The sequence below is a fragment of the endosymbiont of Riftia pachyptila (vent Ph05) genome (assembly GCF_000224455.1).
In the GTDB taxonomy this organism is placed as follows: domain Bacteria; phylum Pseudomonadota; class Gammaproteobacteria; order Chromatiales; family Chromatiaceae; genus Endoriftia; species Endoriftia persephonae.
In genome coordinates, this window is sequence record NZ_AFOC01000027.1 from 1 (window position 1) to 21,640 (window position 21,640).

Annotated in this window: 20 protein-coding genes and 1 tRNA gene; 10 read left to right on the forward strand and 11 right to left on the reverse strand. The window is 59.0% G+C overall.

The window, feature by feature from the left end:
* Window positions 1-146 precede the first annotated feature (146 nt).
* The 3 genes from ispB (at window position 147) to RIFP1SYM_RS05770 (ending at window position 3,188) form a co-directional block, all read left to right on the forward strand.
* The gene (gene ispB, locus RIFP1SYM_RS05755) at window positions 147-1,115 is read left to right on the forward strand and encodes an octaprenyl diphosphate synthase (RefSeq protein ID WP_005960787.1); all 969 of its coding nucleotides are present in this window, start codon (window positions 147-149) and stop codon (window positions 1,113-1,115) included.
* Between the two features lie 90 nt (window positions 1,116-1,205).
* Window positions 1,206-1,282 (forward strand) — tRNA-Pro (locus RIFP1SYM_RS05760).
* Between the two features lie 583 nt (window positions 1,283-1,865).
* Window positions 1,866-3,188, forward strand: a complete 1,323-nt coding sequence (locus RIFP1SYM_RS05770) for a glycoside hydrolase family 16 protein (RefSeq protein WP_005960788.1) — start codon at window positions 1,866-1,868, stop codon at window positions 3,186-3,188.
* A gap of 249 nt (window positions 3,189-3,437) precedes the next feature.
* Here the strand turns inward: RIFP1SYM_RS05770 and RIFP1SYM_RS05775 are convergent, their stop codons facing one another.
* The 8 genes from RIFP1SYM_RS05775 to rluD all read right to left on the reverse strand — a co-directional run bounded on the left by RIFP1SYM_RS05775 (window position 3,438) and on the right by rluD (window position 9,614).
* A complete protein-coding gene (locus RIFP1SYM_RS05775; RefSeq protein ID WP_005960789.1) occupies window positions 3,438-4,733 on the reverse strand; it encodes a hypothetical protein in 1,296 nt (431 codons plus the stop codon).
* Complete coding sequence (locus tag RIFP1SYM_RS05780; protein ID WP_005960790.1) at window positions 4,730-5,158, reverse strand: Ig-like domain-containing protein; 429 nt, start codon at window positions 5,156-5,158, stop codon at window positions 4,730-4,732. Before RIFP1SYM_RS05780 ends, RIFP1SYM_RS05775 begins: the two co-directional genes overlap by 4 nt.
* Window positions 5,068-5,748 (reverse strand): Ig-like domain-containing protein, encoded by a 681-nt coding sequence (locus tag RIFP1SYM_RS05785; protein ID WP_006474474.1) that lies wholly within the window; start codon window positions 5,746-5,748, stop codon window positions 5,068-5,070. Before RIFP1SYM_RS05785 ends, RIFP1SYM_RS05780 begins: the two co-directional genes overlap by 91 nt.
* Window positions 5,749-6,151: 403 nt before the next feature.
* Window positions 6,152-6,832, reverse strand: a complete 681-nt coding sequence (locus RIFP1SYM_RS05790) for a lysophospholipid acyltransferase family protein (RefSeq protein ID WP_005960792.1) — start codon at window positions 6,830-6,832, stop codon at window positions 6,152-6,154.
* A gap of 36 nt (window positions 6,833-6,868) precedes the next feature.
* Window positions 6,869-7,399, reverse strand: coding sequence for a peptide deformylase (def, locus tag RIFP1SYM_RS05795; RefSeq protein ID WP_005960793.1), 531 nt, complete (start codon window positions 7,397-7,399; stop codon window positions 6,869-6,871).
* Window positions 7,400-7,402: 3 nt separating this feature from the next.
* Window positions 7,403-7,915, reverse strand: a complete 513-nt coding sequence (locus RIFP1SYM_RS05800; RefSeq protein WP_005960794.1) for a glycine cleavage system transcriptional repressor — start codon at window positions 7,913-7,915, stop codon at window positions 7,403-7,405.
* Window positions 7,915-8,661 carry a peptidoglycan editing factor PgeF gene (gene pgeF / locus RIFP1SYM_RS05805; RefSeq protein ID WP_005960795.1) on the reverse strand — a complete coding sequence of 249 codons (747 nt, stop codon included), beginning with the start codon at window positions 8,659-8,661 and terminating at the stop codon, window positions 7,915-7,917. Before pgeF ends, RIFP1SYM_RS05800 begins: the two co-directional genes overlap by 1 nt.
* Window positions 8,658-9,614, reverse strand: a complete 957-nt coding sequence (gene rluD, locus RIFP1SYM_RS05810; protein WP_006474478.1) for a 23S rRNA pseudouridine(1911/1915/1917) synthase RluD — start codon at window positions 9,612-9,614, stop codon at window positions 8,658-8,660. Before rluD ends, pgeF begins: the two co-directional genes overlap by 4 nt.
* 97 nt (window positions 9,615-9,711) lie before the next feature.
* Between rluD and RIFP1SYM_RS05815 the strand changes: the two genes are divergently transcribed.
* Window positions 9,712-10,527: an outer membrane protein assembly factor BamD gene (locus RIFP1SYM_RS05815; RefSeq protein WP_005960797.1), complete on the forward strand. Its 816-nt coding sequence runs from the start codon at window positions 9,712-9,714 to the stop codon at window positions 10,525-10,527.
* 46 nt (window positions 10,528-10,573) lie between these two features.
* On the opposite strand, the gene RIFP1SYM_RS05820 is transcribed toward RIFP1SYM_RS05815, so the two are convergent.
* Together RIFP1SYM_RS05820 and RIFP1SYM_RS05825 are read right to left on the reverse strand one after the other, a co-directional pair.
* Complete coding sequence (locus RIFP1SYM_RS05820) at window positions 10,574-10,912, reverse strand: P-II family nitrogen regulator (RefSeq protein WP_005960798.1); 339 nt, start codon at window positions 10,910-10,912, stop codon at window positions 10,574-10,576.
* A gap of 94 nt (window positions 10,913-11,006) precedes the next feature.
* Window positions 11,007-12,635: an NAD+ synthase gene (locus RIFP1SYM_RS05825; RefSeq protein WP_240992025.1), complete on the reverse strand. Its 1,629-nt coding sequence runs from the start codon at window positions 12,633-12,635 to the stop codon at window positions 11,007-11,009.
* A gap of 102 nt (window positions 12,636-12,737) precedes the next feature.
* Between RIFP1SYM_RS05825 and RIFP1SYM_RS05830 the strand changes: the two genes are divergently transcribed.
* Genes RIFP1SYM_RS05830 through RIFP1SYM_RS05840 form a run of 3 tightly spaced genes read left to right on the forward strand, consistent with a single transcriptional unit; the run spans window position 12,738 to window position 15,980 of the window.
* On the forward strand, window positions 12,738-12,971 hold the full coding sequence (locus RIFP1SYM_RS05830) for a PP0621 family protein (RefSeq protein ID WP_005960800.1): 234 nt from the start codon (window positions 12,738-12,740) through the stop codon (window positions 12,969-12,971).
* Window positions 12,972-12,992: 21 nt separating this feature from the next.
* Window positions 12,993-14,633, forward strand: a complete 1,641-nt coding sequence (locus RIFP1SYM_RS05835) for a sensor histidine kinase (RefSeq protein ID WP_005960801.1) — start codon at window positions 12,993-12,995, stop codon at window positions 14,631-14,633.
* Complete coding sequence (locus RIFP1SYM_RS05840; protein WP_005960802.1) at window positions 14,634-15,980, forward strand: sigma-54-dependent transcriptional regulator; 1,347 nt, start codon at window positions 14,634-14,636, stop codon at window positions 15,978-15,980.
* 27 nt (window positions 15,981-16,007) lie between these two features.
* On the opposite strand, the gene RIFP1SYM_RS05845 is transcribed toward RIFP1SYM_RS05840, so the two are convergent.
* Window positions 16,008-18,173, reverse strand: coding sequence for a sulfatase-like hydrolase/transferase (locus RIFP1SYM_RS05845; RefSeq protein ID WP_139042075.1), 2,166 nt, complete (start codon window positions 18,171-18,173; stop codon window positions 16,008-16,010).
* Between the two features lie 476 nt (window positions 18,174-18,649).
* Between RIFP1SYM_RS05845 and RIFP1SYM_RS18975 the strand changes: the two genes are divergently transcribed.
* The 3 genes from RIFP1SYM_RS18975 to pilB all read left to right on the forward strand — a co-directional run bounded on the left by RIFP1SYM_RS18975 (window position 18,650) and on the right by pilB (window position 21,637).
* Window positions 18,650-19,123, forward strand: a complete 474-nt coding sequence (locus RIFP1SYM_RS18975) for a prepilin-type N-terminal cleavage/methylation domain-containing protein (RefSeq protein ID WP_006474483.1) — start codon at window positions 18,650-18,652, stop codon at window positions 19,121-19,123.
* A gap of 161 nt (window positions 19,124-19,284) precedes the next feature.
* Window positions 19,285-19,722: a type IV pilin protein gene (locus RIFP1SYM_RS18570; protein WP_006474484.1), complete on the forward strand. Its 438-nt coding sequence runs from the start codon at window positions 19,285-19,287 to the stop codon at window positions 19,720-19,722.
* A gap of 202 nt (window positions 19,723-19,924) precedes the next feature.
* Window positions 19,925-21,637, forward strand: a complete 1,713-nt coding sequence (gene pilB, locus RIFP1SYM_RS05860; protein ID WP_005960806.1) for a type IV-A pilus assembly ATPase PilB — start codon at window positions 19,925-19,927, stop codon at window positions 21,635-21,637.
* The last annotated feature ends 3 nt before the right edge of the window (window positions 21,638-21,640 follow it).

The window sequence follows — 21,640 nt, forward strand, 5'->3', positions numbered from 1 at the left end:
TAATGGTCGGGCTAATAATAACGGCGCTCCGGCCTGTTGCGAAAAGAGGGGGGAGAGCCAGCTCTTCACATACCAGCCTTTTTTCTTGACTCTACCCGCCCCCCCGCCTAGCATGCCAAGGTTTTGATTTCTGTGCAGTAGGTCCAATGAATATCGACGCCATTCGCGAGCTGATCGCGGACGACATGCAGGCGGTCAACCGACTGATCATCGAACAGCTGCGATCCGACGTGGTGCTGATCAACCAGATCGGCGCCTATATCGTCAACAGTGGCGGCAAACGGCTGCGGCCAATGCTGGTACTGCTAGCGGCCCGCGCCTGCGACTATCAAGGCAAACGCCACATCAATCTGGCGGCGATCATCGAGTTCATCCACACCGCCACCCTGCTGCACGACGATGTGGTAGACGGCTCCGAGCTGCGCCGCAACCAGGAGACCGCGAATGCAGTCTGGGGCAATGAGGCGAGTGTGCTGGTGGGCGACTTTCTCTACTCCCGCTCCTTCGAGATGATGGTCGCGGTGGAGCAGATGCGGGTGATGGATATCCTCTCCCACGCCACCAACCGCATCGCCGAAGGTGAGGTACTGCAGCTGCTCAATGTGCACAATCCGGAGACCAGCGAGGCCGACTACATGGAGGTGATCAAACGTAAGACCGCCACCCTGTTTGAGGCTGGCACCCGCCTCGGCGGCGTGATCAGCGGTGTCGATCCGCAACAGGAGCAGGCGCTGGCCGACTACGGGCTGCACCTGGGCATCGCCTTCCAGCTGGTGGATGACGCGCTCGACTACAACTCCTCCAACCAGGATATCGGTAAAAATATCGGTGACGACCTGGCCGAGGGCAAACCAACCCTGCCGCTGATCCAGACGATGAAGCAGTGCTCTGAAGCTGACCGAAAGCGCTTGGCAAAGATCATCGAGAAGGGTGGCCTGGATGAGATCGAATTCGTGATGCAGCAGGTCCAGGCTAGCGACGCCATTACCTACACAGAGACACTGGCGCACGAGGAGGCGGAGCGCGCCAAGACAGCGCTGTCGCTGATTCCCAACTCTCCGTTCCGCGAGGCGCTGATGGCACTGGCCGACTTCTCTGTCGCCAGAACGCATTGAACCATCTAGCGAATTCCATTATCATTGCGCGCTCGTTTGCGGTCGGCTCCCGACCTACCGCCATCCAGCCGGTCTATGCCGGGACGAACTCGGGGTGTAGCTCAGCCTGGTAGAGCACTGTCTTCGGGAGGCAGGGGCCGGAGGTTCGAATCCTCTCACCCCGACCAATCAAATCGATAACCTACTTCCGTATGGTTACTTCCTCATCTTTCGCCAGCGCTGCTCAGCACCCTTAAAGAAGGGCGACTGCGGCACGTACGCTTTCCCTCACCAGACGAGCATAACGCTCGGTCATCTTAACCAAACCGTGGCCCAGCAGATCCTGAACTGCGGTCAGCGTTACATCCGCGAAACCAGCCAAGACTGGCACAAATATGTGCGTAGATCGTGGATAAGCGAATCCTCGATACCAGCCCACCAGCAAACGCTCGCAAAGCAGCGTTTGATCGACCAAGTCCTCGAGTCTTTTTCGTGCCAGAACACCTGCCAGCTGTCTAGAGTACGTTACCCCTGACGCCAATTCAGCGCTAGGGAGGGCGAGTCTGCGACGGCCGTTTTTTCCATTTGTCAGGTTGATTCTCGCAAGATTTTTGGCTTATCCTCCCAGCTCCGATCTACCGGAAGTCACCCTACTATTCTCATCCTGTGGCTGAGGCTCAGTTTACTGGACTGAGTTGGAAACCTTGATCACTATACAAGATTCGGCCGCTGATTATCTCACTCGCTTATACAAAAAAAGGAATCGCCTGCATGCCCACAAACACTCTTCGCCTCGGACTTTCTGGCAGCCTATTACTTATCAGTTCTATGTCACCAGCAGAGGTTTTACTGTTTGATGATTTTGATAACAATAGCCTGAACACTCAGGTCTGGAATCAAGGAAGTTGGCATCTTGGTCGCACTCAACTGGGCAATCAACCAAGTTTCGACAATGATGGTGAAACCAGCTATCTCTCATTAAAACTGGATAGCTATAACCCGAATGAACCAGGACAAACTTTATATGGTAGCGAGATATACAGTCTGGATAAGTTTGATGTCGGCACAGGATTGGAAATCGAAGCTCGACTACGCGCCTCCGCCATGCCCGCCGGATTAATCGCATCCTTATTTGCCTATGCACAAGACCAACAAGGCTTTGCAGATGAAATCGACATTGAGATACTTACCGCCCAACCTAACAATACTTTTCTTGCAACCAGCTGGAACGACTGGGGACACCCTGACAGTAATTACGGAGACGGCATACATCATGCAGGTTCATTGTTGAGCCTGGCAGACTATGATTACCAAAACTGGCAAACTTATAGCATACGCTGGTACCCTGAACGCATAGAATGGTATCTCAATGGCAAGCTAGTTAAACAGCAAAACAACCCTGTACCCAATCTAGCTCTATCAATACGCAGCAACTTCTGGGCAGCTAATAACGACTGGCAGAATGCTTACAGTGCAGATTTGGCCGCCACGCCAGATTTCGCCAACAACCAGCAATTTCATTACGACATTGACTACATTAAAGTCAGTCGCATCTCAGATAACAGCACCAGCAACCCTTTGGCGCCATTGGAAATATCACGCGACATCATCTCCAGATGGAATACCGGCTATTGTGAAAACGTAAGAATTCATAACCCGGACAGCCGCACTCGTGACTGGTCTATTGAGTTGATCGTCAATGGCACACTGAGCCATGCATGGAACGCACAAGTCAGCATGCTTGAAGAAGGCCTGCTTAATGCTCAGAACTCGACTCTAGCTGGCAACGCCACCACATCTTTTGGTTATTGCATAAACAGTCCTAAACGCGCCATGTCCAATGGCGACCTGATTATTACTCGCAAAGTGACCACAGACTGGGGAACGGGATATTGCGAAGACATACAAATCACCAATCCCAATGACGCTATTGGCATCTGGCAAATCAGCTTGCCAATCACAGGCTCACTTAAAAACCATTGGAGCTCCAACATGTCACAGACTGACAACCAAATTCAAGTCAGCGGGGTGAATTGGAACGAAAAACTCAACCCATTGGCATCAACCACCGTCGGTTATTGTGCCAACAAATAAGGCTCTTTATGGAATTGTGCAGGTAGATTCGACGATCCCTAAAAGGGTCGACTTATTCCGAGCTTCCTTAACAAATTGATTCAGACAGAGGCCGCCTTGATGACAATCGAGGTAAAGCCGACTGCAAAACTGATCCTTGTTAATTCGCTCTTATTCAAACGAAACTCCCACTAATAAAGCCAGCCTTCTTTGAAGGCTGGCTTCGTAGGTTGCCTTGGCGAAACTGGTCCCGCCCCAGCAAGTAGACCGCTATTTGATCTCGTAAGGACCGATATCCGGCGCGACCCCGAGCCAATGCCGGCAATCAGCATCGACATCCATCGGGTTCGATGGATCGTCATCCGCGCTGGCGCAGTGCACACCGGCGATCCAGGTAGCGGCATCGATCAACGGACTGTCGCTCTGCGGCTTCAGTGCATTCTTTACCTGATCCTTCACATAAGCCACCTTTTCGGCAACGCTCATGCCGGCACTGAAGTGGGTATCGATATCGCTGGCGCTAAAGCCGCTGTTGGCGATCCGCGGATCACCATCCGAATCCCCAGACCAGTTATTCTTCGCATCGACACCCGAGGGGATGGAGAAGTCGGTATCACCATTGTTCAGGGCCAGGTTGTTGTAGGCCTTGAAGCGGGCAGGATCAGGGTTGCTGGCGTTCAGATGCACGCCCCGGGATGGATTATCGATGGCAAGGTTGTGATGAACACTGCCGCTGCCCTGCATGCGCGGCTCAAAGCCCCGCTCATCGTTGGAGAACGAGATGTTGCCGATGCAGTGGACCCCACCCTTGGCGTAACGCAGGCTTTTGAAACCACGCCGCCCCTCCGGGCCATTGCTGAAGGAGAGGCTATTCATCACGTAGGAGTCGCTACCAAAGGAGTTGTCGATGCCGTCATCTGCGTTGTGAAAGGCGACAAAACCATCCACCACATTGCCGGGACAGAGGTTGTCGACGCTGCCAGTGGCATCGTCATGGCATCCCTTAAAGGACTCGAACGCATCTGAGTTCTCACCACCGTAGGTATCCCCGTCCGGGCCACCGGGCACCTTCTGGCCGTCTGGCTGGTAGCCATTGTCATAGCCCAGGCAGTTTTCGAAGCGGTTGTTGGCCAACAACTTACTGGTGCCGTAGCGCCACAGGATGATGCCGCTGTGGTGGCGTGCTCGGGCCGCCTCAATATAGCGGAAGAGATTGCCTTCGACGCGGGTATCTTCATTACCAACCATCAGGTTGTTCAGCCAAGCATCCCGCAGCACCAGTTCCTCATAGAGACCGAAGCTGCCCTCCACCTGCAGGTTGTAGCGGGTGGCGTAGCTCAGCTCCAGGTTGCGCATCACGATGTAGTCGCCCGCCACCCGGATCAGCACCTCACGCTCGCGGGTTGGATTCGCTGAACTCTCGGCAAAACCAAAGCCGGTGATGTGCACATGCTCGCCATCGAAGGCCTCGATGGTGATCGGCGAACCCTGGCTGCCGGAGACATTCACATTCAGAAAGATCTTCGAAGATGCGCTGTGGGTGTAGGTGCCGCCGCGGATCTTCACCGTGTCACCGGGGCCTGATGCATCGACCGCCGCCTGGAACGCCTCACTCGGGTCTGCACATTGGTATCAAACTCTTCGCCATCCCCGACGCAGTGGATGTCCGTGCGAGCACAGAGGGCGTTGATATTGACGGTGACGGTGGCGGTCGAGCTGTTTGCGCCATCACTGAGGGTGTAGTCGAAACGGTCGGTACCGACATCTGTCACCGAGGCCGGCGGTGTGTAGTTGATGGTATTGTCCCTCGCCACACTCACACTGCCACCGAACTGACTGCTGCTAGCGACAGTGAGGGTCAGACTGGCGCTGGCATCGAAGGTGTCGTTTGCCAGCACATTCATGCTGCGGCTGGTGTTCGCCGTCGCACCAAACTCATCTTCATTGGCACTGAGGGTAACGCTTGGCGGTGTGGTCGGCTGGGCCGGCACCTCCAGGGGACGCTGACGATTGCCGCTGAAGTCAGCCCAAAACTATCGGCCAGGGTGTAACCAAAACTATCGGTGGTAGAACTGGTGATATTGCCCGGCGGAGTGTAGGTCACACTGTTATCGCCGGCAATCACCACACTGCCGCCCAGCTGCGTGGTGCTGGAATCGACCTGGTCGTTGGCCAGGATGTCGATGCTCTGACTGCTGTTATGGCTGGCCATGACGCTGTCGTCGTTGGCGGTGTGGGCCGACGTGCTTGGCAGAGTTAGGGAGAGGGTCACCGTTGCCGATGAGCTGGCGCCATTCGTGTCGCCAAGCGTGTAGCTGAAACGATCGGTTGCAGAGCTGGCCTGACCAGACGGTGGCGTATAGTTGAGCAGATTGGCGGCGACGATGCGCACAGTGCCGCCCAGCTGACTGCTGCTCTCAATCGACAGGATCATCGCAGCTCCGCTGTCGAGGCTGTCGTTGGCCAGTACATCCAGGGTGCGGGCCGAGTTGATGGTGACATCAAAGCTATCATCCCGCGCGGTATGGGCCGGCTGCGCAGCTGGCGACTGACTACCACCCCCCGCGCCGACAGCGGGCACCAACTGCTCTCCTGCCAATCCCGAGCCTGAACTCGAGTCACTCCCTCCTGTGCCCTCAGTGGGCTGAAGCATAATCGTCTGTGAAGCAGATTCCGAGCCCGTCCGAGTGGTCTCTTCGCTGCTCTCTGAGCCACTGCCGCCACAGCCGCTCAACAGGCCAAGGCACAAAAGGGCGCTGAGGGTCTTGCCGGGAATATCCATGATGGCCGCCTAAAGAAATATCCTATCGCCCCAAGTTAACGGGATTAGGCGACCAGTCTGTAGTCAACAAATCACACTTTCAGAGAGCGTAAGTCTCCTAACTCAACTTCTTTGCGTGAAACATGAATCTGATCAAAAGATGGGCACCACCGCAGCGGTCCGAGGGGTTCCGCCACCACCCACAAGAGACCCTCGGCCTTTGTCAGGGCTCAATCGCCCGCTGAATCACCGCCAAAAACGCCTGCCTGTCCAGCCCCTCATGCCTCACCACTCCGCGCGACTCGATTCTCGCCTCCGCCCGCAGCAACACCGGAAGAAAGACATTCCCAGGCTTTTGTACCCCGCTGATCCGCATCGCCACCAACGGCGCCCCTGTCATCATGGCGAGTCGCGCCGCGCCCGGCTTCACTCGGCGGGAAGGTTCCGTATCCAGATGCATCGTGCCATGCGGAAACAGCGCCACCACATGCCCCTCACGCAGCGCGCGAAAGGCGGCTCGCAGCGCCTTCTCCGGCGCCCGCTCCCGATCGACAGGAATACACCCCGCCATGCGGAATAGCCACTTCAGGCCGAACCGCTCATACTGCTCCCGGGCGATCATGAAGTGCAGCGAGCGGCGACTGGCCGCCGCCATCAACAGCGGATCAAGACCGGAGATATGGTTGGCGACCACCACCGCAGGCCCCTCTGGCGGGATCTCCAGCTCGACCGGCGGCAGGCGGTGGTAGTAGCGGCAGAAGAGCCGGTTAAGACCATCAATGCGATTCATCAGGCCGCTACCCCAGTCGGCACGACTGGCCTGCAGACAGAGCCGTTGCAGACGATAGAGGACCACCCCCAACAACAGCATGAGAAGGATGGCGATGAGTGTGGTGTTGTCCATTTCGGTTATGCCACGGCAAGCTGACGCCGCCTTCCGTTATTTTCCCTGCTTCTTCTTGCCACCCTTCTGGTAAACCTTGCGCTGGAACAGGTCGGTACGCCGACTTACCAACCGATCAACAAACAGGATGCCGTCCAGGTGGTCCACCTCGTGCTGTAGGGCGCGCGCTTCATAGCCCTCCATATCAAACTCGAGCGGCTCGCCGTAGGGATCCTGGGCGGTAAGTTTGATGCGTTCGGCGCGGATCACGTTACCGGTATAGTCAGGCACCGACAGGCACCCCTCGCGCCCCAGCTCGAAGCCGTCCCACTTGCTGATCTCAGGATTCACCAGCACCAGCCGGCCATGGTTCGGCACCGGTTTGCGGGTTTGTGAGCAATCAATGATGATAACCCGCCGGAAATCGCCCACCTGCGGCGCGGCGATGCCCACCGCAGCCGGGCCGTTGACGCGGGTCTCCTCCAGGTCGTCGATGAAGGCGCGCAGCGCGTCGTCGAACTGTTCCACCAGCTCAGAAGGCTGCTTCAGCCGGGGGTCCGGCAACTTAAGAATCTCCAGGATTGCCATAGATCAGCCAATCAGGGTCTCAATGGGGGAGATATTGACCTCGATCGCCTCATCGCCCAGCCTGGCCAGCGCCGCCTGCAGCTGCTCCAGGGTGGTCTCAGCAAAGCCCTGGATGGTCATGATATAGACCGGGTCGGCCTCGCTGCCGGCCACATCCGACTCCAGCTCGAGGATGTTGAATCCCGCATCCGCCAGCGCGCCGGTCACCTGAGCCACGATACCGGCCCGGTCGGCCCCCACCACCCGCACCTGGTAGTTGGGCACCCGATGCTGGTGCAGCCCGCCGTGGATCGGGTCGAGGTGAAAGCGCAGCCCCAGCGCCTCTGCCACCGGCGCGATCAGGCCCTGCACCGATTGCTGATCACCGCGCACCATCAGCATCACACTGAAGTTGCCGCCCAGACGCAGCATCGAGGCCTCGCCCAGCGAGCAGCCGCCCTTGAACAAGGCATCGGTGACCTGCGCCACGATACCCGCCCGGTCCTCACCGACCAGGGTCAACATCTGCCATTGCATCAGGATAGCTCTCCCTGTTGGAGCCAGATCAACGAAGCCATGCGCCCGGTGACGCCGTCCCGCCGATAGGAGTAGAAACGTTTTGGGTCGGACACTGTACAGTAATCACCGCCCCCCACAAAGCCCACGCCAAACGCCGCCAAACGCTGCCGTGCCAGCCGATAGATATCGGCCAGCCACTTGCCTTGCTCTGCGGGGCGGAAGGCGATGGCTGCCTCATCGGCATGGGCGACGAAGGCCTCCCGCACCTCCGCCCCCACCTCGAAACGCTCCGGACCGATGGCGGGACCGAGCCAGGCCAGCAGTTCCGAACCCGGCCGCCCCATGCGCCGCAGCGCCGCCTCGATCACCCCGCTGGCCAGACCCCGCCAGCCTGCATGCACCGCACAAATCCGCTCGCCCTGCTGATCGCAAAGCAACAGCGGCAGGCAGTCGGCGGTGAGCACTGCACAGACTCGATCAGGTCGATCAGCGAAGGCGGCGTCGGCCTCACAGCCGCGACGGGCATCCTCCAGATCGGCCACCGCGCAACCATGCACCTGGGTCAGCCAGAGCGGCTCTGCCGGCAAGCTCAACGCCACGGCCAGCCGTTGCTGGTTGGTAGCGACCGCCAGCGGATCATCCCCCACATGGTCGCCCAGATTAAGGCTCGCGTAGGGGGACAAGCTGACCCCGCCGGCCCGACAGGTGATCGCAGCGCGCACATTCGCCGGCGCCGGCCAGTCGGGGCGGATCAGCTCAATCATTCAGCGGCATCCGCCCGCAGCAGCCCCAACAGCTGCTCCATATCCTCCGGCAGCGGCGCCTCCCAGCTCATCTGCTCGCCGCTCTCGGGGTGGACCAGCTCCAGACGCCGGGCATGTAGCGCCTGGCGCTTAAACGCCCGCAAGCCCTCCGCCAAGGCATCACTGATGCCGGTCGGCAATCGCAACCGCCCACCGTAGACCGGGTCGCCCACCAGCGGAAAGCGGATCTGCGCCATATGCACGCGGATCTGGTGGGTGCGACCGGTCTCCAGCTGGATCCGCAGGTCGGTGTGAAAACGGTAGCGCTCGATTACCCGGTAGTGAGTCACTGCCGGTTTGCCGTTCGCCACCACCGCCATCCGGGTACGGTGTACCGGGTGACGGCCGATCGGCGCATCCACCTTGCCACCGGCGGCCATCACCCCCTGGGCAAAGGCGCGGTACTCCCGCTTCATGCTGCGCGCCTGCAGCTGCGCCACCAGCGCGGTCTGCGCCTGCAGGGTCTTGGCCACCACCAGCAGGCCGCTGGTCTCCTTGTCGAGGCGGTGCACAATGCCGCCCCGCGGCACCTGGCTGATCGCGGGAAAGTAGTGCAGCAATGCGTTGAGCAGGGTGCCGTCCGGGTTGCCCACCGCCGGATGCACCACCAGCCCAGCCGGTTTGTTGACCACCAGCAGGCTCTCATCCTCGAACAGGATGTCGAGCGGGATCGGCTGAGGCCGTGAGGTGACCTCCTGCTCCAGTTGCGGCACCAGCTCCAGTCGCTCCCCCCCCCGCACCTTCTGTTTCGGCTTGCCCGGCCGGCCATCGAGCAGCAACCGACCATCCTTGATCCAGCGCTGCAAGCGACTGCGGGAGAACTGAGCGAATTGTTCCGCCACCACCTGGTCAAGACGGCGTCCCGCTTGCTCGAGGCCAACCTCACTGATCAATGTTTCTATCTCTTCACTCATCTCGATTCTTTTCCGCCCCATCCGCCCTTATGCGCGCGCCAGGGCTTTCCGTTATAATGCCGCCTTTTACTGACTCACAAGAACTTGCCTGCCGGCCATGCATTTGTTTCGCTTTCTTATTCTCGCACTGCTACTGTCGCTGATCTCCGCCTGCTCGCTGCTGCCGGAGCAGATCGACAAGACCAAGGGGTGGAGCGCCAGCAAATTCTATTCTGAAGCCAAGTCGGCGATGATGGACGGCGACTATGACGGCGCCATCGAATACTATGAAGGGCTGGAGGCACGCTACCCTTTCGGCCGCTACGCCACCCAGGCACAGCTCGACATCATCTATGCCCACTACAAAAACAGCGAGCCCGATTCGGCCATCGCCGCCGCCGAACGCTTCATCCGGCTGCACCCGCAAAATCCCTATGTGGACTATGCCTACTACCTGAAGGGGCTGGCCAACTTTAACCGCAACCATAGCATCACCACCCGCTTCATCCCCACCGACTCCTCGCAGCGTGACGCCGGCGCCGCGCTCACCTCGTTCAGCGACTTCGCCGAGCTGGTACGCCGTTTCCCGGAGAGTAAATATGCCTCCGACGCACGTCAGCGCATGATCTACCTGCGCAACAACCTGGCCAAATACCAGATCCACGTAGCCCGTTACTACATGCGCCGCGGCGCCTATCTGGCCGCAGCCAACCGCGCCAACCGGGTGGTCGCCAACTTTCAGCGCACCTCAGTGGTGGATGAAGCACTACAGATCATGGTGGACGCCTACACCCGACTGGGTCTGAAAAATCTGGCAGCGGATGCCGAGCGGGTGCTGGCGCTGAACCGGCAGAACGGTCTGTTCGCCGAAGAGCAGGATGAGGAGAGCCTGAGCGAGCGAATCTGGGAGTCGCTCGGGCTAGACAAGGAGTAGCCCCTAGCAGCCCAAGGCAGGGCCGGCACCAAGCCGGCCGGAAGACTCAGATCGCCGCTTCATCCTGTTCGCCGGTACGGATGCGGATCACCTTTTCCACCGGCGAGACAAAGATCTTGCCGTCACCGATCTTGCCGGTGCGTGCCGCGTTGGTGATCGCCTCGATACAGGACTGCACCGCCGCCTCAGCCACCACCACCTCGATCTTCACCTTGGGCAGAAAATCGACAACATACTCGGCACCACGGTAGAGCTCGGTGTGCCCCTTCTGCCGCCCAAACCCCTTCACCTCGGTCACGGTCAGACCGGTAATTCCCTCCGCGGAGAGCGCCTCGCGCACATCTTCCAGCTTGAACGGTTTAATGATGGCCTCGACTTTTTTCATTGTTTCTTACTCCATTCCCGCCAGACATGGCGTTTTGCTGATCGTCTGACCGGATCGTGCAGCGAACCGGCACCTAATCTCATCGGAGGCAAGTTTACCGCTCCGACTCCAGCGGCGTCCAATAGCCGCGGGTCAGCGGGTAGCGCCGGTCACGACCATAGGCACGGCGAGTGATCTTGATTCCCGGCGGAGCCTGGCGGCGCTTGTATTCGTTGCGGTCCACCATCCCCACCACCCGCTCCACCAACGCCGCCTCGAATCCGGCGGCGATGATCTGTGTCGGACTCTGGTCCTGTTCCACATAGCGCTCCAGGACCGGATCAAGCACCGCATAATCGGGCAGCGAATCGCTGTCCTTCTGGCCTGGCGCCAGCTCCGCCGACGGCGGGCGCTCGATCACCCGCTGCGGGATCACTGGCGAGAGGCGGTTGCGATATTCACAAAGCCGGTAGACCAGCAGTTTCGGCACATCCTTGATCGGCGCAAAGCCGCCGGCCATGTCGCCATAGAGGGTGGCATAACCCACCGACATCTCGCTCTTGTTGCCGGTGGTGAGCAGGATGCGCCCCTTCTTGTTGCTGATCGCCATCAGGATGACACCACGGCAGCGCGCCTGGATATTCTCCTCGGTGACATCCGCTGGCCGCCCGGCAAACTCCGGCTCCAGCATGCCGAGAAAGGCTTTGAAAGCGGGCTCAATGGGGATCGTGCGGTGCTCCACGCCGAGGATTCTCGCCTGCTCTGCCGCATCCTCATTACTCATATCGGCGGTGTAGCGCGACGGCATCATCACCACCTCCACCTGGTTCGCACCCAGCGCATCCACCGCCACCGCCAGGGTCAGCGCCGAGTCGATACCGCCGGAGAGGCCAAGGATGGCGCCATTGAAACCATTCTTGCAGACATAGTCGCGCACCCCCAGCACCAGTGCGCCATACACCGCCTCCTCTTCGCTCAGTCTTGCCGCGACCTCGCCAGGCAGCGGTCGCAGCCGATCACCCGTTTCGAATTCGACCAGTGCGATGCTCTCCTCGTAGAACGCCAGCCGCCGCACCAGCGCGCCCTGGCCATCCGCCACGCAGGAACCGCCATCGAACACCAGCTCGTCCTGCCCGCCCACCAGGTTGGCATAAACTACCGGCACGCCGTGCTGGCGAGCTCGCTCCTGCACCAGTTGCTCCCGCTCCGGCGCCTTGCCGGTGTGAAACGGCGAGGCGTTGAGATTGAGGATTAGCTCGGCACCCGCCGCCACCGCCTGGGCCATCGGCTGCGGCTCCCAGATATCCTCACACACGCTCAGCCCGACCTGCACCCCGTTGAGGGGGAACAGCACCGCCTCGCTGCCGGGGCTGAAGTAGCGTTTCTCATCGAACACCGAGTAGTTAGGCAGCATCTGTTTGCGGTATTCGGCAATCAGTTCGCCATCGCGGACCACCCCGGCCAGATTGTAGAGCTGCCCGTCGCGCCGCAGCGGATAACCAAAGATCAGATGCACCCCATGCGCCTCGTCGAGGATGCGCTGTAGCGCCTGCTCCACCCGGGCGATGAAGTCAGAACGCAGCAGCAGGTCTTCCGGCGGATAACCGGTCAGGGTCAGTTCAGGAAAGATCACCGCATCGGCCCGTCCCCGAGCAGCACGCGCGGTGCTGAGCAGCTTTTCGGTGTTGCCTTCGATATCCCCAACGAGAAAGTTGAGCTGGGCAATCTGGATACGCAGTGTCACACGGACCTCGTTCGGCTCAGAGCCGGCAAAAGGTGGTATTATTCCAATAATCGCTTCCGCCGACAAAATCGTTTTGCAAACCCCGTCCTGTGAGTATCGTCGATGGGCCTCCGCTATCTGTTAATCGGCGCAGCTATCTGGGTTGCGCTGCTGATCATCCGCCACCTTTGGTCCAGACACCAAACCCAGCCCCATCCCCCCAGGCAGGTGAAGTCACTGGAGGGGGTGCAGTGCGCTCACTGCGGGCTGCATCTGCCCCGTGAGGAGGCGCTGCAGGCGGACAACCACTTCTTCTGCAGCCAAGAGCACCACGATGCCTATCGCCCTGAAGACTGACTCGGTGAGCGGCATCTAATCATGCGCAGCTGGCTCGACTCCCTGCGTGACACTTTGCAGGTGGAGAGCAGCAAGCGCGCGCTGAAATCGCTGCGCAGCTGGAAGAACCTGCGGCTGTTCCTGATCTACCGCATCACCCTCTCGCTGGCGCTGCTGTTCTTTTTTTTCAGTAAGACCGGCCCCGACTTTCTTGGCCAGCACTCGGCCAGCCTGTTCGCCTTCAGCGCCACCCTCTATATGGGGCTGGTGATGGTCGGTACGGTGTTCTGGTATTGGCGCTCACCCAAGGCGGACCAGCAGGCGGCGGTGATGGTCTTCATCGACATCCTGGCAATCACTCTGCTAATGCACGCCAGCGGCGGCATCCAGAGCGGGTTGGGAATACTGATCGCGATCTCCATCACCATCGGCAGCGTGATGATGGGCGGGCGTGCCTCGCTATTGTTTGCCGCCCTCGCCTCGCTGATGGTAATCACCGACCAGATCTACGCCTCGCTAACCCACATCTACCCGACCCGGTTCATCCAGGCCGGTTTTCTCGGCAGCCTCTACTTCACCATGGCGCTGATCGCCCACGTCTTCTCGCGGCGGATCGGCGAGAGTGAAAAGCTGGCGGAGCAGCGAGCGCGCCAACTGGAGAATATGGCGCGCCTCAACGACCATGTCATCCAGCATATCCAGACCGGCGTACTGGTGGTGGATCAACACCTGCGCATCCTGTTGATCAACGCCCCTGCCCGACGCCTGTTGGGTACCCCGGATGCGGCCATCGGCAGCCCGCTGAAACGCGCCTCGAAAGAACTGACGCACATGCTGATCCGCTGGAAACAGGATCACAACCGGGAATGCCCGCCATTTCGCATCAACGCCCACGGGCCGGAACTGAAGCCCCGCTTCAACGCCCTGGAGGCGGGCGCCGACGGCCGGGTGCTGGTGTTTCTCGAGGACCACTCGCGGCTGATCGTCCAGGCCCAGCAGATGAAACTCGCCTCACTGGGGCGCCTCACCGCCAGCATCGCCCATGAGATCCGCAACCCGCTGGGGGCGCTGAGCCACGCCAGCCAGCTGTTTGACGAATCCCCCAACCTGAACCCGGCCGACCGGCGCCTGATCGAGATCATTCAATCCAACTCTCAGCGGGTCAATCAGGTGATCGAGAATGTGCTGCAACTCTCCCGCCGCGATCCAGGCAAACCCCGCGCCATCCCTCTCACCGCCTGGCTGCGCGACTTTATCAGCGAGCAGGAGCAGGATCACGAGCTGCCGCCGGGGGTCTTTTCGCTGCAGGTGGAGCCGGAGAGCATCAATATCATCGCCGACCCGGGACAGCTGCGGCAGATCGTCACCAATCTTTGCAACAATGCCCGCGAACACGCCAGTAGGGAACAACCGTTACGGATCCGCATCATCGGCGGCAAGGTGACTGAGTTCGACGATCCGGTGGTCGATATCATCGATAATGGCCCCGGTATCCCGCGGGAGGTGGCACGGCAGATCTTCGAACCCTTCTACACTACCCACAACAAAGGTACCGGCCTGGGCCTTTATATTGCCAAGGAACTGAGCGAGGCGAATCGTATCGAACTAGAGTATATTCCCGGGCCCACCGGCGGCAGCTGCTTCCGGCTGCATTTCTACAACTGGAACCACGAGGTAAGTTAGATGACGCAGCCGTTGGCGCTGGTCGTGGATGACGAACCCGACATCTGCGAACTACTGGAGATCACCCTGATGCGTATGGGCATAGAGACCCGTGCCGCACTCAACCTCGCCCAGGCCCATCAACATCTCGCCGGCGAGCACTTCGATCTCTGCCTCACCGACATGCGCCTGCCCGACGGCAACGGCATCGAGCTGGTGCGCCACATCAGCCAACACCACCCGGCCCTGCCGGTGGCGATGATCACCGCCCACGGCAACATGGAGTCGGCGATCGAGGCGCTGAAGGCCGGGGCCTTCGACTTCGTCTCCAAGCCGGTGGATCTGGCGATCCTGCGCAAACTGGTAGAGAAGGCGCTCAAGCTCTCACCCGAGCGCCAAACAGCCGCGCCGACAGCCTCTGATGCAGATGCCGGCAGGCAACTGCTCGGCAACTCCCGCGCGATGCAGCGGATCCGCGAGCTGGTACAGAAACTCGCCCGCAGCCAGGCGCCGGTCTACATCAGCGGCGAATCGGGCACCGGCAAGGAACTGGTGGCGCGCATGATCCACGACCAAGGTCCCCGCGCCGACCAAGAGTTTGTCGCGGTCAACTGCGGCGCCATCCCTCAAGAACTGATGGAGAGCGAACTGTTTGGTTATATGAAGGGGAGCTTCACCGGCGCCAGCAGCGACCGGCAGGGACTGTTCCAGGCCGCCGACGGCGGCACCCTGTTTCTCGACGAGGTGGCCGATCTACCGCTGCAGATGCAGGTCAAACTGCTGCGGGCGATCCAAGAGAAGCGAGTGCGCCCGGTGGGCGGCCACCGGGAGGTCTCGGTGGATGTGCGCATCATCAGCGCCACCCATAAAAATCTCAGCGAGATGGTGGAGAACGGCAGCTTTCGCCAAGACCTCTTCTACCGCATCAACGTGATTGAGCTGCCGCTTCCGCCGCTGCGAGAGCGTCCGGAGGATATCCCGCTACTGATCGACAGCATTTTTACCCGCCTCTGCAGCAACTCGGAGCTGCCGTCGCCCTGTCTCAGCCCGGATGCGCTGCAAGCGTTGCAGCGCCACCCTTTCCCCGGCAACGTACGTGAACTGGAGAACATTCTGGAACGGGCGATCACCCTCTGCGAGGGTGACCAGCTGAGCGCTCGCGACCTACAGCTTCCCGAGGTCAACACAGAGCCCACCAGGCGAACCAGCAAACCCCTTGGCGACATGCTGGGGGATATTGAACGTCAGGCGATCATCAAAGCCCTGGAGGAGACCCGCTGGAACCGCACCGCTGCAGCCAGGAAACTCGGCATGAGCCTAAGATCGCTGCGTTATCGGCTCTCCAAGCTTGGGCTGGACAGGGACTAAGACCAGTCGTACACAAGGAGAAATCCGCTATTCAGGCTGGCGTTCCAACTTGGCCAGACGTTCCGGTAAGCCTGCGAAGTCAAACTTCGCCTCATCGCCATAGAAATCCACCAGGGCTTTCTGCAGACGCCGCAGCGGGGCCTTCCGGGCAAACTCTGAGTCCAAGGCTGTGGTCCACTCCCGGGTTTTCTCATTGAGCAGACCGACCAGTTGCGAGTCGTCCTCTCCCTTGCCTTTCACTGCAAACATCAGCCAATCCCCGATCAGCACACCGCGCTGTTTGCTCTCAATGATGTGGTGATGCGATTTTTTGCTGACTTCAAGGCGTCCATTATCACGATTCACGGCATAGTGGCGCAGCCCCTGCGCCATAACGACCTCCATGTCAGGCTTGATCGAAATGATAGCTGGCACAGAGAAACCTGATTCAAGATAGAAAGAACGCTCTATAGGTTCTCTTGAAGGAGTCTCCAAAGAAGCAACCAGCGAGCGCCCGTCAAATTCAACTTGCCCCCGCTTAATCCCGACCAGTGAATAGAGAGTGGGCGCGATATCGATCAGCGAAGCCCGTTGTGAGCGTCTCCCAGGGGGAAATTGGTGTTGCCCGAAACCTTTTATCCCCAAAACCACTGCATGCTGTTCACGCCTCAAGATATTGGTTCCGTGCCCCCAGTCTTCCCGCTCAACCATCATCCGTAACGGATCAAAACCCTGCCTAGTTGATGCCCCGCCAGCGCCAACCTCGGTATAGGCCTGCAGCGTCTCACCATGCGATTCGCCATGATCAGACAACAACACCACAATCGCATTCTCCAACACACCCTGTTCCCGCAGGGCGTTCATCAGATCATTGAATTGCGCATCAACCTCGGCCACCGCGCTCCGGTAGAAGAACATCCGGTTCGAAAGCGTATCACCTGTTTGGCTGGCATCAAGTGAAGTCTGCGACCAGTAGTAGGGCCAATGAGGCAGGCAGAAATGGGTGACCAGAAACAGCGGCTTGTGCCGATCGCGCTGAGTGATCACGTACTTCAGCCGGTCAAGGAAAGATTTTGGCTGATAGGTCTCACTGACTCCTCGATTCAGATAATTGTAGGGAAAAAGCAGCCGGCCCAACCAGGTATCGAGCAGACGGTTGGTCAACGGCGTATCGTTGATGCTGGCAAGCACAAAATCCCCTACGCCAATCTTCGGCCCCACCTCCTGCTCAAAACCATAGCTGGCATCGAAGTTGGCAAAGCGCCTCTCATCCATCGCGATGATAGTTTGATAATCGATCTTCTTGAGTGTCCAGGCCAGATTTTCATCCATCTCAACTCGGGTCGGGTCGATCAGGTTATATCTTGCCCCGGTACTCTTCGGATAACGCCCGGACAAAATGCTGCTCCAGGCTGGGAAAGTCCGGGCCAATGGCGTAATCGTTTCAGGAAAAACAGCAGCGAAGTTTAGAAAATCATCAATTGCCGGGGTCGATCCCTCTCCAGCCGTGAAATATCCGACATGATCCAGACGCAGGGAATCGACGCCAATCACAATGATATTGGGACGATTGGATGCACCAGCCTCAGACAGGGGCACCGCGGGAAAAAACAGGGGGATTGCCAGCAACAGCGCCAACCCCACTGCCACCGCACCGATTCGAGTCGGGCGTTTCCGCACTGCTGGCAACCAACCACGCAACTGCAACAGGGCAGCATAAACCACCAACCCCAGAATCAGTGTACCGGCCAGAAGCGAGACAGATTCGGCATAGCCTGTCCCGGTCAATCCTCTCACGATGAAGGTATAACGCGAACGGGGAAACTCCAGGCCGTTTGACAACAGCAGCCAGAACACACTGAGCAGCCAGAACGATAGCCCGGCAAGCAAGTAGACTTGACCATTCAAATGGTGCTTGCGGGCAATCAGCGTTGTTACCCACCAGACCACGCCCCCCACCAACAGGTAGAGTCCGATCAATGCTGTAGCAAACAGCAGCAGGTCACCCCCCAGACCTCCCGCCAGCAGTTCCTCAACCGACAGCGAGTGGAAGACCTTGGAGTCGGCACGGCGAACAAAAAAACCCACCGTCCTTATCAAAAACAGGGAAAGCATCCAGAAAAGCGTCAGCGATGTCAGCAACACAAGGAGCCGCCGCGCACTTTTCCGGTCCGGCCCCATCATCTCATTGACTTGCGAAACCCCTGCCTTCAACGCTCTACCCTGCCTGTTTGTGTGACCATTCAACACCTAATTCTGGCTGGGAAGCCAACCAGCAGCCAGGATTTAGGTTCCACTTTTATGATCCCAATCGGTCTGTCACCACACTAGCGAGATCCATGCCGACCGCGATCTCCACAGTTATCGTCACGCGAGACCGCTCTCTGCAGTTTTTCTTGCTGGCATTCACTGAGAACCCTCAGCCACAGGTGACAAAAAATGTCACTTAGTGACACTTGAGGCCCTCACTTTAATTCCTTGTATGCGTTCCGGTGTAATCCGCCCTGATCTTAGAGCTGAACGCAGTGCATAACCAATTGAAATATTTGAATTACATCAGAACATAAGCGCCATTCCATCCTCGTGGCACAGAAACTGCGTAGACATCACCAGTGACGGCCACCGGCCAAACGCTCCGGGTTTTGGGCAGCCCTTCACCGCCCAACAGGTATTTTGAGGAGAATGCAGCAATGAAAAACCAATCTGGTTTCACACTTATCGAACTGATGATCGTAGTTGCGATCATCGCCATCCTGGCCGCTATCGCCATCCCGGCCTATAACGGCTACATTACTGAAGCGAACGTCACACGAGTGAATACCGCCTATGAAGAGGGCATCAACTTTGTTCGCTCCGAGATGTCCCGACGCCAATCTGTGGTCGCCCGTGGCGGTACTTTTCCTACCGACACAACAGCTGAGTGGATCACCGCACTCAACAACAGCGGCGGCACCGCTCCCAGTGGCGACGCAGCGTTTGCCCAGGCAGCCAATGGGGCAGGCGATGTCATCGTCGTCGGCGGCAATGGCACGGACGCAAGTGACCTAACGTTGACTCGCCCCGCCTACGACCCGGCAGGTGACGGCACCGGCGTAGCGCAAGAGATTGCAACCATCACCGTCAACGGCGCCATTAGTTACAATCCGGTGCGTACAGGCAGTTAACCCCTGCCATCGGATCGGCTAAAATTGGGATTGGGGAAGCTGGCATAAACGGCCAGCTTCCCCGTTTTTGCGAGAGTGATCCGGTGATATTACTCTCAGACCAACAATGGCTGAGCTGTTTCCAACGCCTTCCCAGGTACCTTTAAATAGCGGTGAACGACATGAAAACCAAGGTATGCCACTCCAACGGCTTTTCCCTTATCGAACTGATGATCACCATCGCCATCATCACCATCATCTCAGCCATCGCCATTCCCGCCTACAACGGCTACATCGAAGAGGCCCGCTTCAGCGCCGCGCGCATGAACGCCGAACCTCTACGCCTGGCTCTGGAAGACTACTTCCTGGAGAACAACACCTACATCGCTGGCAGTTGGGAAGCGGATGGCAACCCAATAGACCTGCAGACAGGTAACCTCGCCTGGCACCCCGATGGTGACGGCAACAATTACAACTACTCGGTGGCCGCGCTCAACGCCGACATCGCAACCGGCTACATCCTGACCGTCACCGACATCAACTACGCTGAAGCCAGCATCCAATGCACCCGGAACCAGACCGCAGGCACCTTTAGGTGTGCAACAAACACCGGCAGCTGACTTCCACCCATTCGACGCTAAAAAGCGTGATGGCGCACACCCTGGGCAAATTGATATCACCCCCGGCAGGGGCTATATTGGGGCAATAAGATCAGTTGGTTGCGGCGGTTATTGAACACCATTTCCAAACTCAGCCCGCCTCATGGGTTGAACTGGCCCGACCGCCCCCAACCTCTCCACCAGCGCGGAAGATATCGACAGGATGGCCAGCACCAAACCCAAAGCAAACCTCAGCGGCCTGGCCCGTTGTATTATCCAGGACAACCTGATTTCCGAGGAAAATGCCTCCGCCGCATTTGAGGATGCCCTCTCTCAGAGCATCCCATTTGCCACTTACCTGGTCGAAAACCAGTTGCTTACAAGCCTTGAGATCGCGGTCTCCGCCTCTCGTGGTTTTGGCGTGCCGATCTTCGATCTTGATGTGGTCGACACCGACCTGATGCCGCGGGATTTGGTGGATGAGAAACTGATCCGCAACCACCACGCCCTGCCGCTGTTCAAACGCGGCAACCGCCTCTTCCTCGCCGTCTCCGACCCAACCAACCACCAGGGACTCGACGAGATCCGCTTCAACACCGGCCTCGCCTCCGAGGCGATCCTGGTGGAAGAAAACAAGCTCAGCAAGCTGATCAGCCTGATTCTGGATGCCCAAGACACCAGCATGGACGACCTGCTGGATACTGACCTGGACAACCTGGATATCTCCGGGGGTGAGGACTCAAAACCGGCGGATGGCGAACTGGATGTGGACGAAGCGCCGGTGGTGCGCTACGTCAACAAGATACTGCTGGATGCAATCAACGCCGGCGCCTCGGATATCCATCTGGAGCCCTACGAACGCAAATACCGCATCCGCTACCGCATTGATGGCCTGCTACACGAGGTCGCCTCGCCCCCCGCCAACCTGGCCAACCGCCTCACCAGCCGCCTCAAGGTGATGTCGCGCATGAATATCGCGGAGCGTCGCGTGCCGCAGGACGGCCGCATCAAGATGAAGATCTCCAAGAGCCGCTCCATCGACTTCCGCGTCAACACCTGCCCCACCCTGCATGGTGAAAAGGTGGTGCTGCGTATCCTCGACCCCACCAGCGCGCAGATCGGCATCGAGTCACTCGGTTTCGAACCGGAGCAGCAGAAGGCGTTTCTCGAGGCGATCGCGAAGCCCTACGGCATGGTCCTGGTCACCGGCCCCACCGGCAGCGGCAAGACGGTCAGCCTCTACACCGGCCTCAATCTACTGAACAAACCCGAGGTCAATATCTCCACCGTCGAGGATCCGGTCGAAATCCAGGTCCCGGGCATCAACCAGGTCAACATGAACCCGAAAACCGGGCTCACCTTCGCCACGGCGCTGCGCGCCTTCCTGCGACAGGACCCGGATATCATTATGGTCGGCGAGATACGTGACCTGGAGACTGCGGAGATCGCGGTCAAGGCGGCCCAGACCGGCCACCTGGTACTCTCCACCCTGCACACCAACGACGCCCCCCAGACCCTGACCCGCCTCGCCAACATGGGCATTCCGCCCTTCAACATTGCCTCCTCGGTGCTGTTAATCATGGCACAACGACTGGCGCGACGGCTCTGCGACCACTGCAAGGCCGCCGAAGAGTTACCCCGCGAGGCGCTGCTGGAAGAGGGCTTCAACAATGCTGAGATCGACGAAGGCATTACCGTCTACAAGCCAGTCGGCTGCGACATGTGCACCAACGGCTATAAAGGTCGCATAGGCATATTCCAGGTGATGCCTGTCTCCGAGGCAATGGGCAAGCTGATCATGGCAGGCTGCACCTCGCTGCAAGTGCAGGAGCAGGCCCAGTTGGAGGGGATCGACAACCTGCGCGCCTCCGGCCTGCGCAAAGTCAAGGCAGGCCTCACCAGCCTCAACGAGATCAACCGGGTAACCAAGGACTAAACC

Coding starts and splice junctions, on each gene's coding strand:
- ispB (WP_005960787.1), top strand. CDS start 147: ATGAATATCGACGCCATTCGCGAGCTGATCGCGGACGACATGCAGGCG.
- RIFP1SYM_RS05770 (WP_005960788.1), top strand. CDS start 1,866: ATGCCCACAAACACTCTTCGCCTCGGACTTTCTGGCAGCCTATTACTT.
- RIFP1SYM_RS05790 (WP_005960792.1), bottom strand. CDS start 6,832: ATGGACAACACCACACTCATCGCCATCCTTCTCATGCTGTTGTTGGGG.
- def (WP_005960793.1), bottom strand. CDS start 7,399: ATGGCAATCCTGGAGATTCTTAAGTTGCCGGACCCCCGGCTGAAGCAG.
- RIFP1SYM_RS05800 (WP_005960794.1), bottom strand. CDS start 7,915: ATGCAATGGCAGATGTTGACCCTGGTCGGTGAGGACCGGGCGGGTATC.
- pgeF (WP_005960795.1), bottom strand. CDS start 8,661: ATGATTGAGCTGATCCGCCCCGACTGGCCGGCGCCGGCGAATGTGCGC.
- rluD (WP_006474478.1), bottom strand. CDS start 9,614: ATGAGTGAAGAGATAGAAACATTGATCAGTGAGGTTGGCCTCGAGCAA.
- RIFP1SYM_RS05815 (WP_005960797.1), top strand. CDS start 9,712: ATGCATTTGTTTCGCTTTCTTATTCTCGCACTGCTACTGTCGCTGATC.
- RIFP1SYM_RS05820 (WP_005960798.1), bottom strand. CDS start 10,912: ATGAAAAAAGTCGAGGCCATCATTAAACCGTTCAAGCTGGAAGATGTG.
- RIFP1SYM_RS05830 (WP_005960800.1), top strand. CDS start 12,738: ATGGGCCTCCGCTATCTGTTAATCGGCGCAGCTATCTGGGTTGCGCTG.
- RIFP1SYM_RS05835 (WP_005960801.1), top strand. CDS start 12,993: ATGCGCAGCTGGCTCGACTCCCTGCGTGACACTTTGCAGGTGGAGAGC.
- RIFP1SYM_RS05840 (WP_005960802.1), top strand. CDS start 14,634: ATGACGCAGCCGTTGGCGCTGGTCGTGGATGACGAACCCGACATCTGC.
- RIFP1SYM_RS18975 (WP_006474483.1), top strand. CDS start 18,650: ATGAAAAACCAATCTGGTTTCACACTTATCGAACTGATGATCGTAGTT.
- RIFP1SYM_RS18570 (WP_006474484.1), top strand. CDS start 19,285: ATGAAAACCAAGGTATGCCACTCCAACGGCTTTTCCCTTATCGAACTG.
- pilB (WP_005960806.1), top strand. CDS start 19,925: ATGGCCAGCACCAAACCCAAAGCAAACCTCAGCGGCCTGGCCCGTTGT.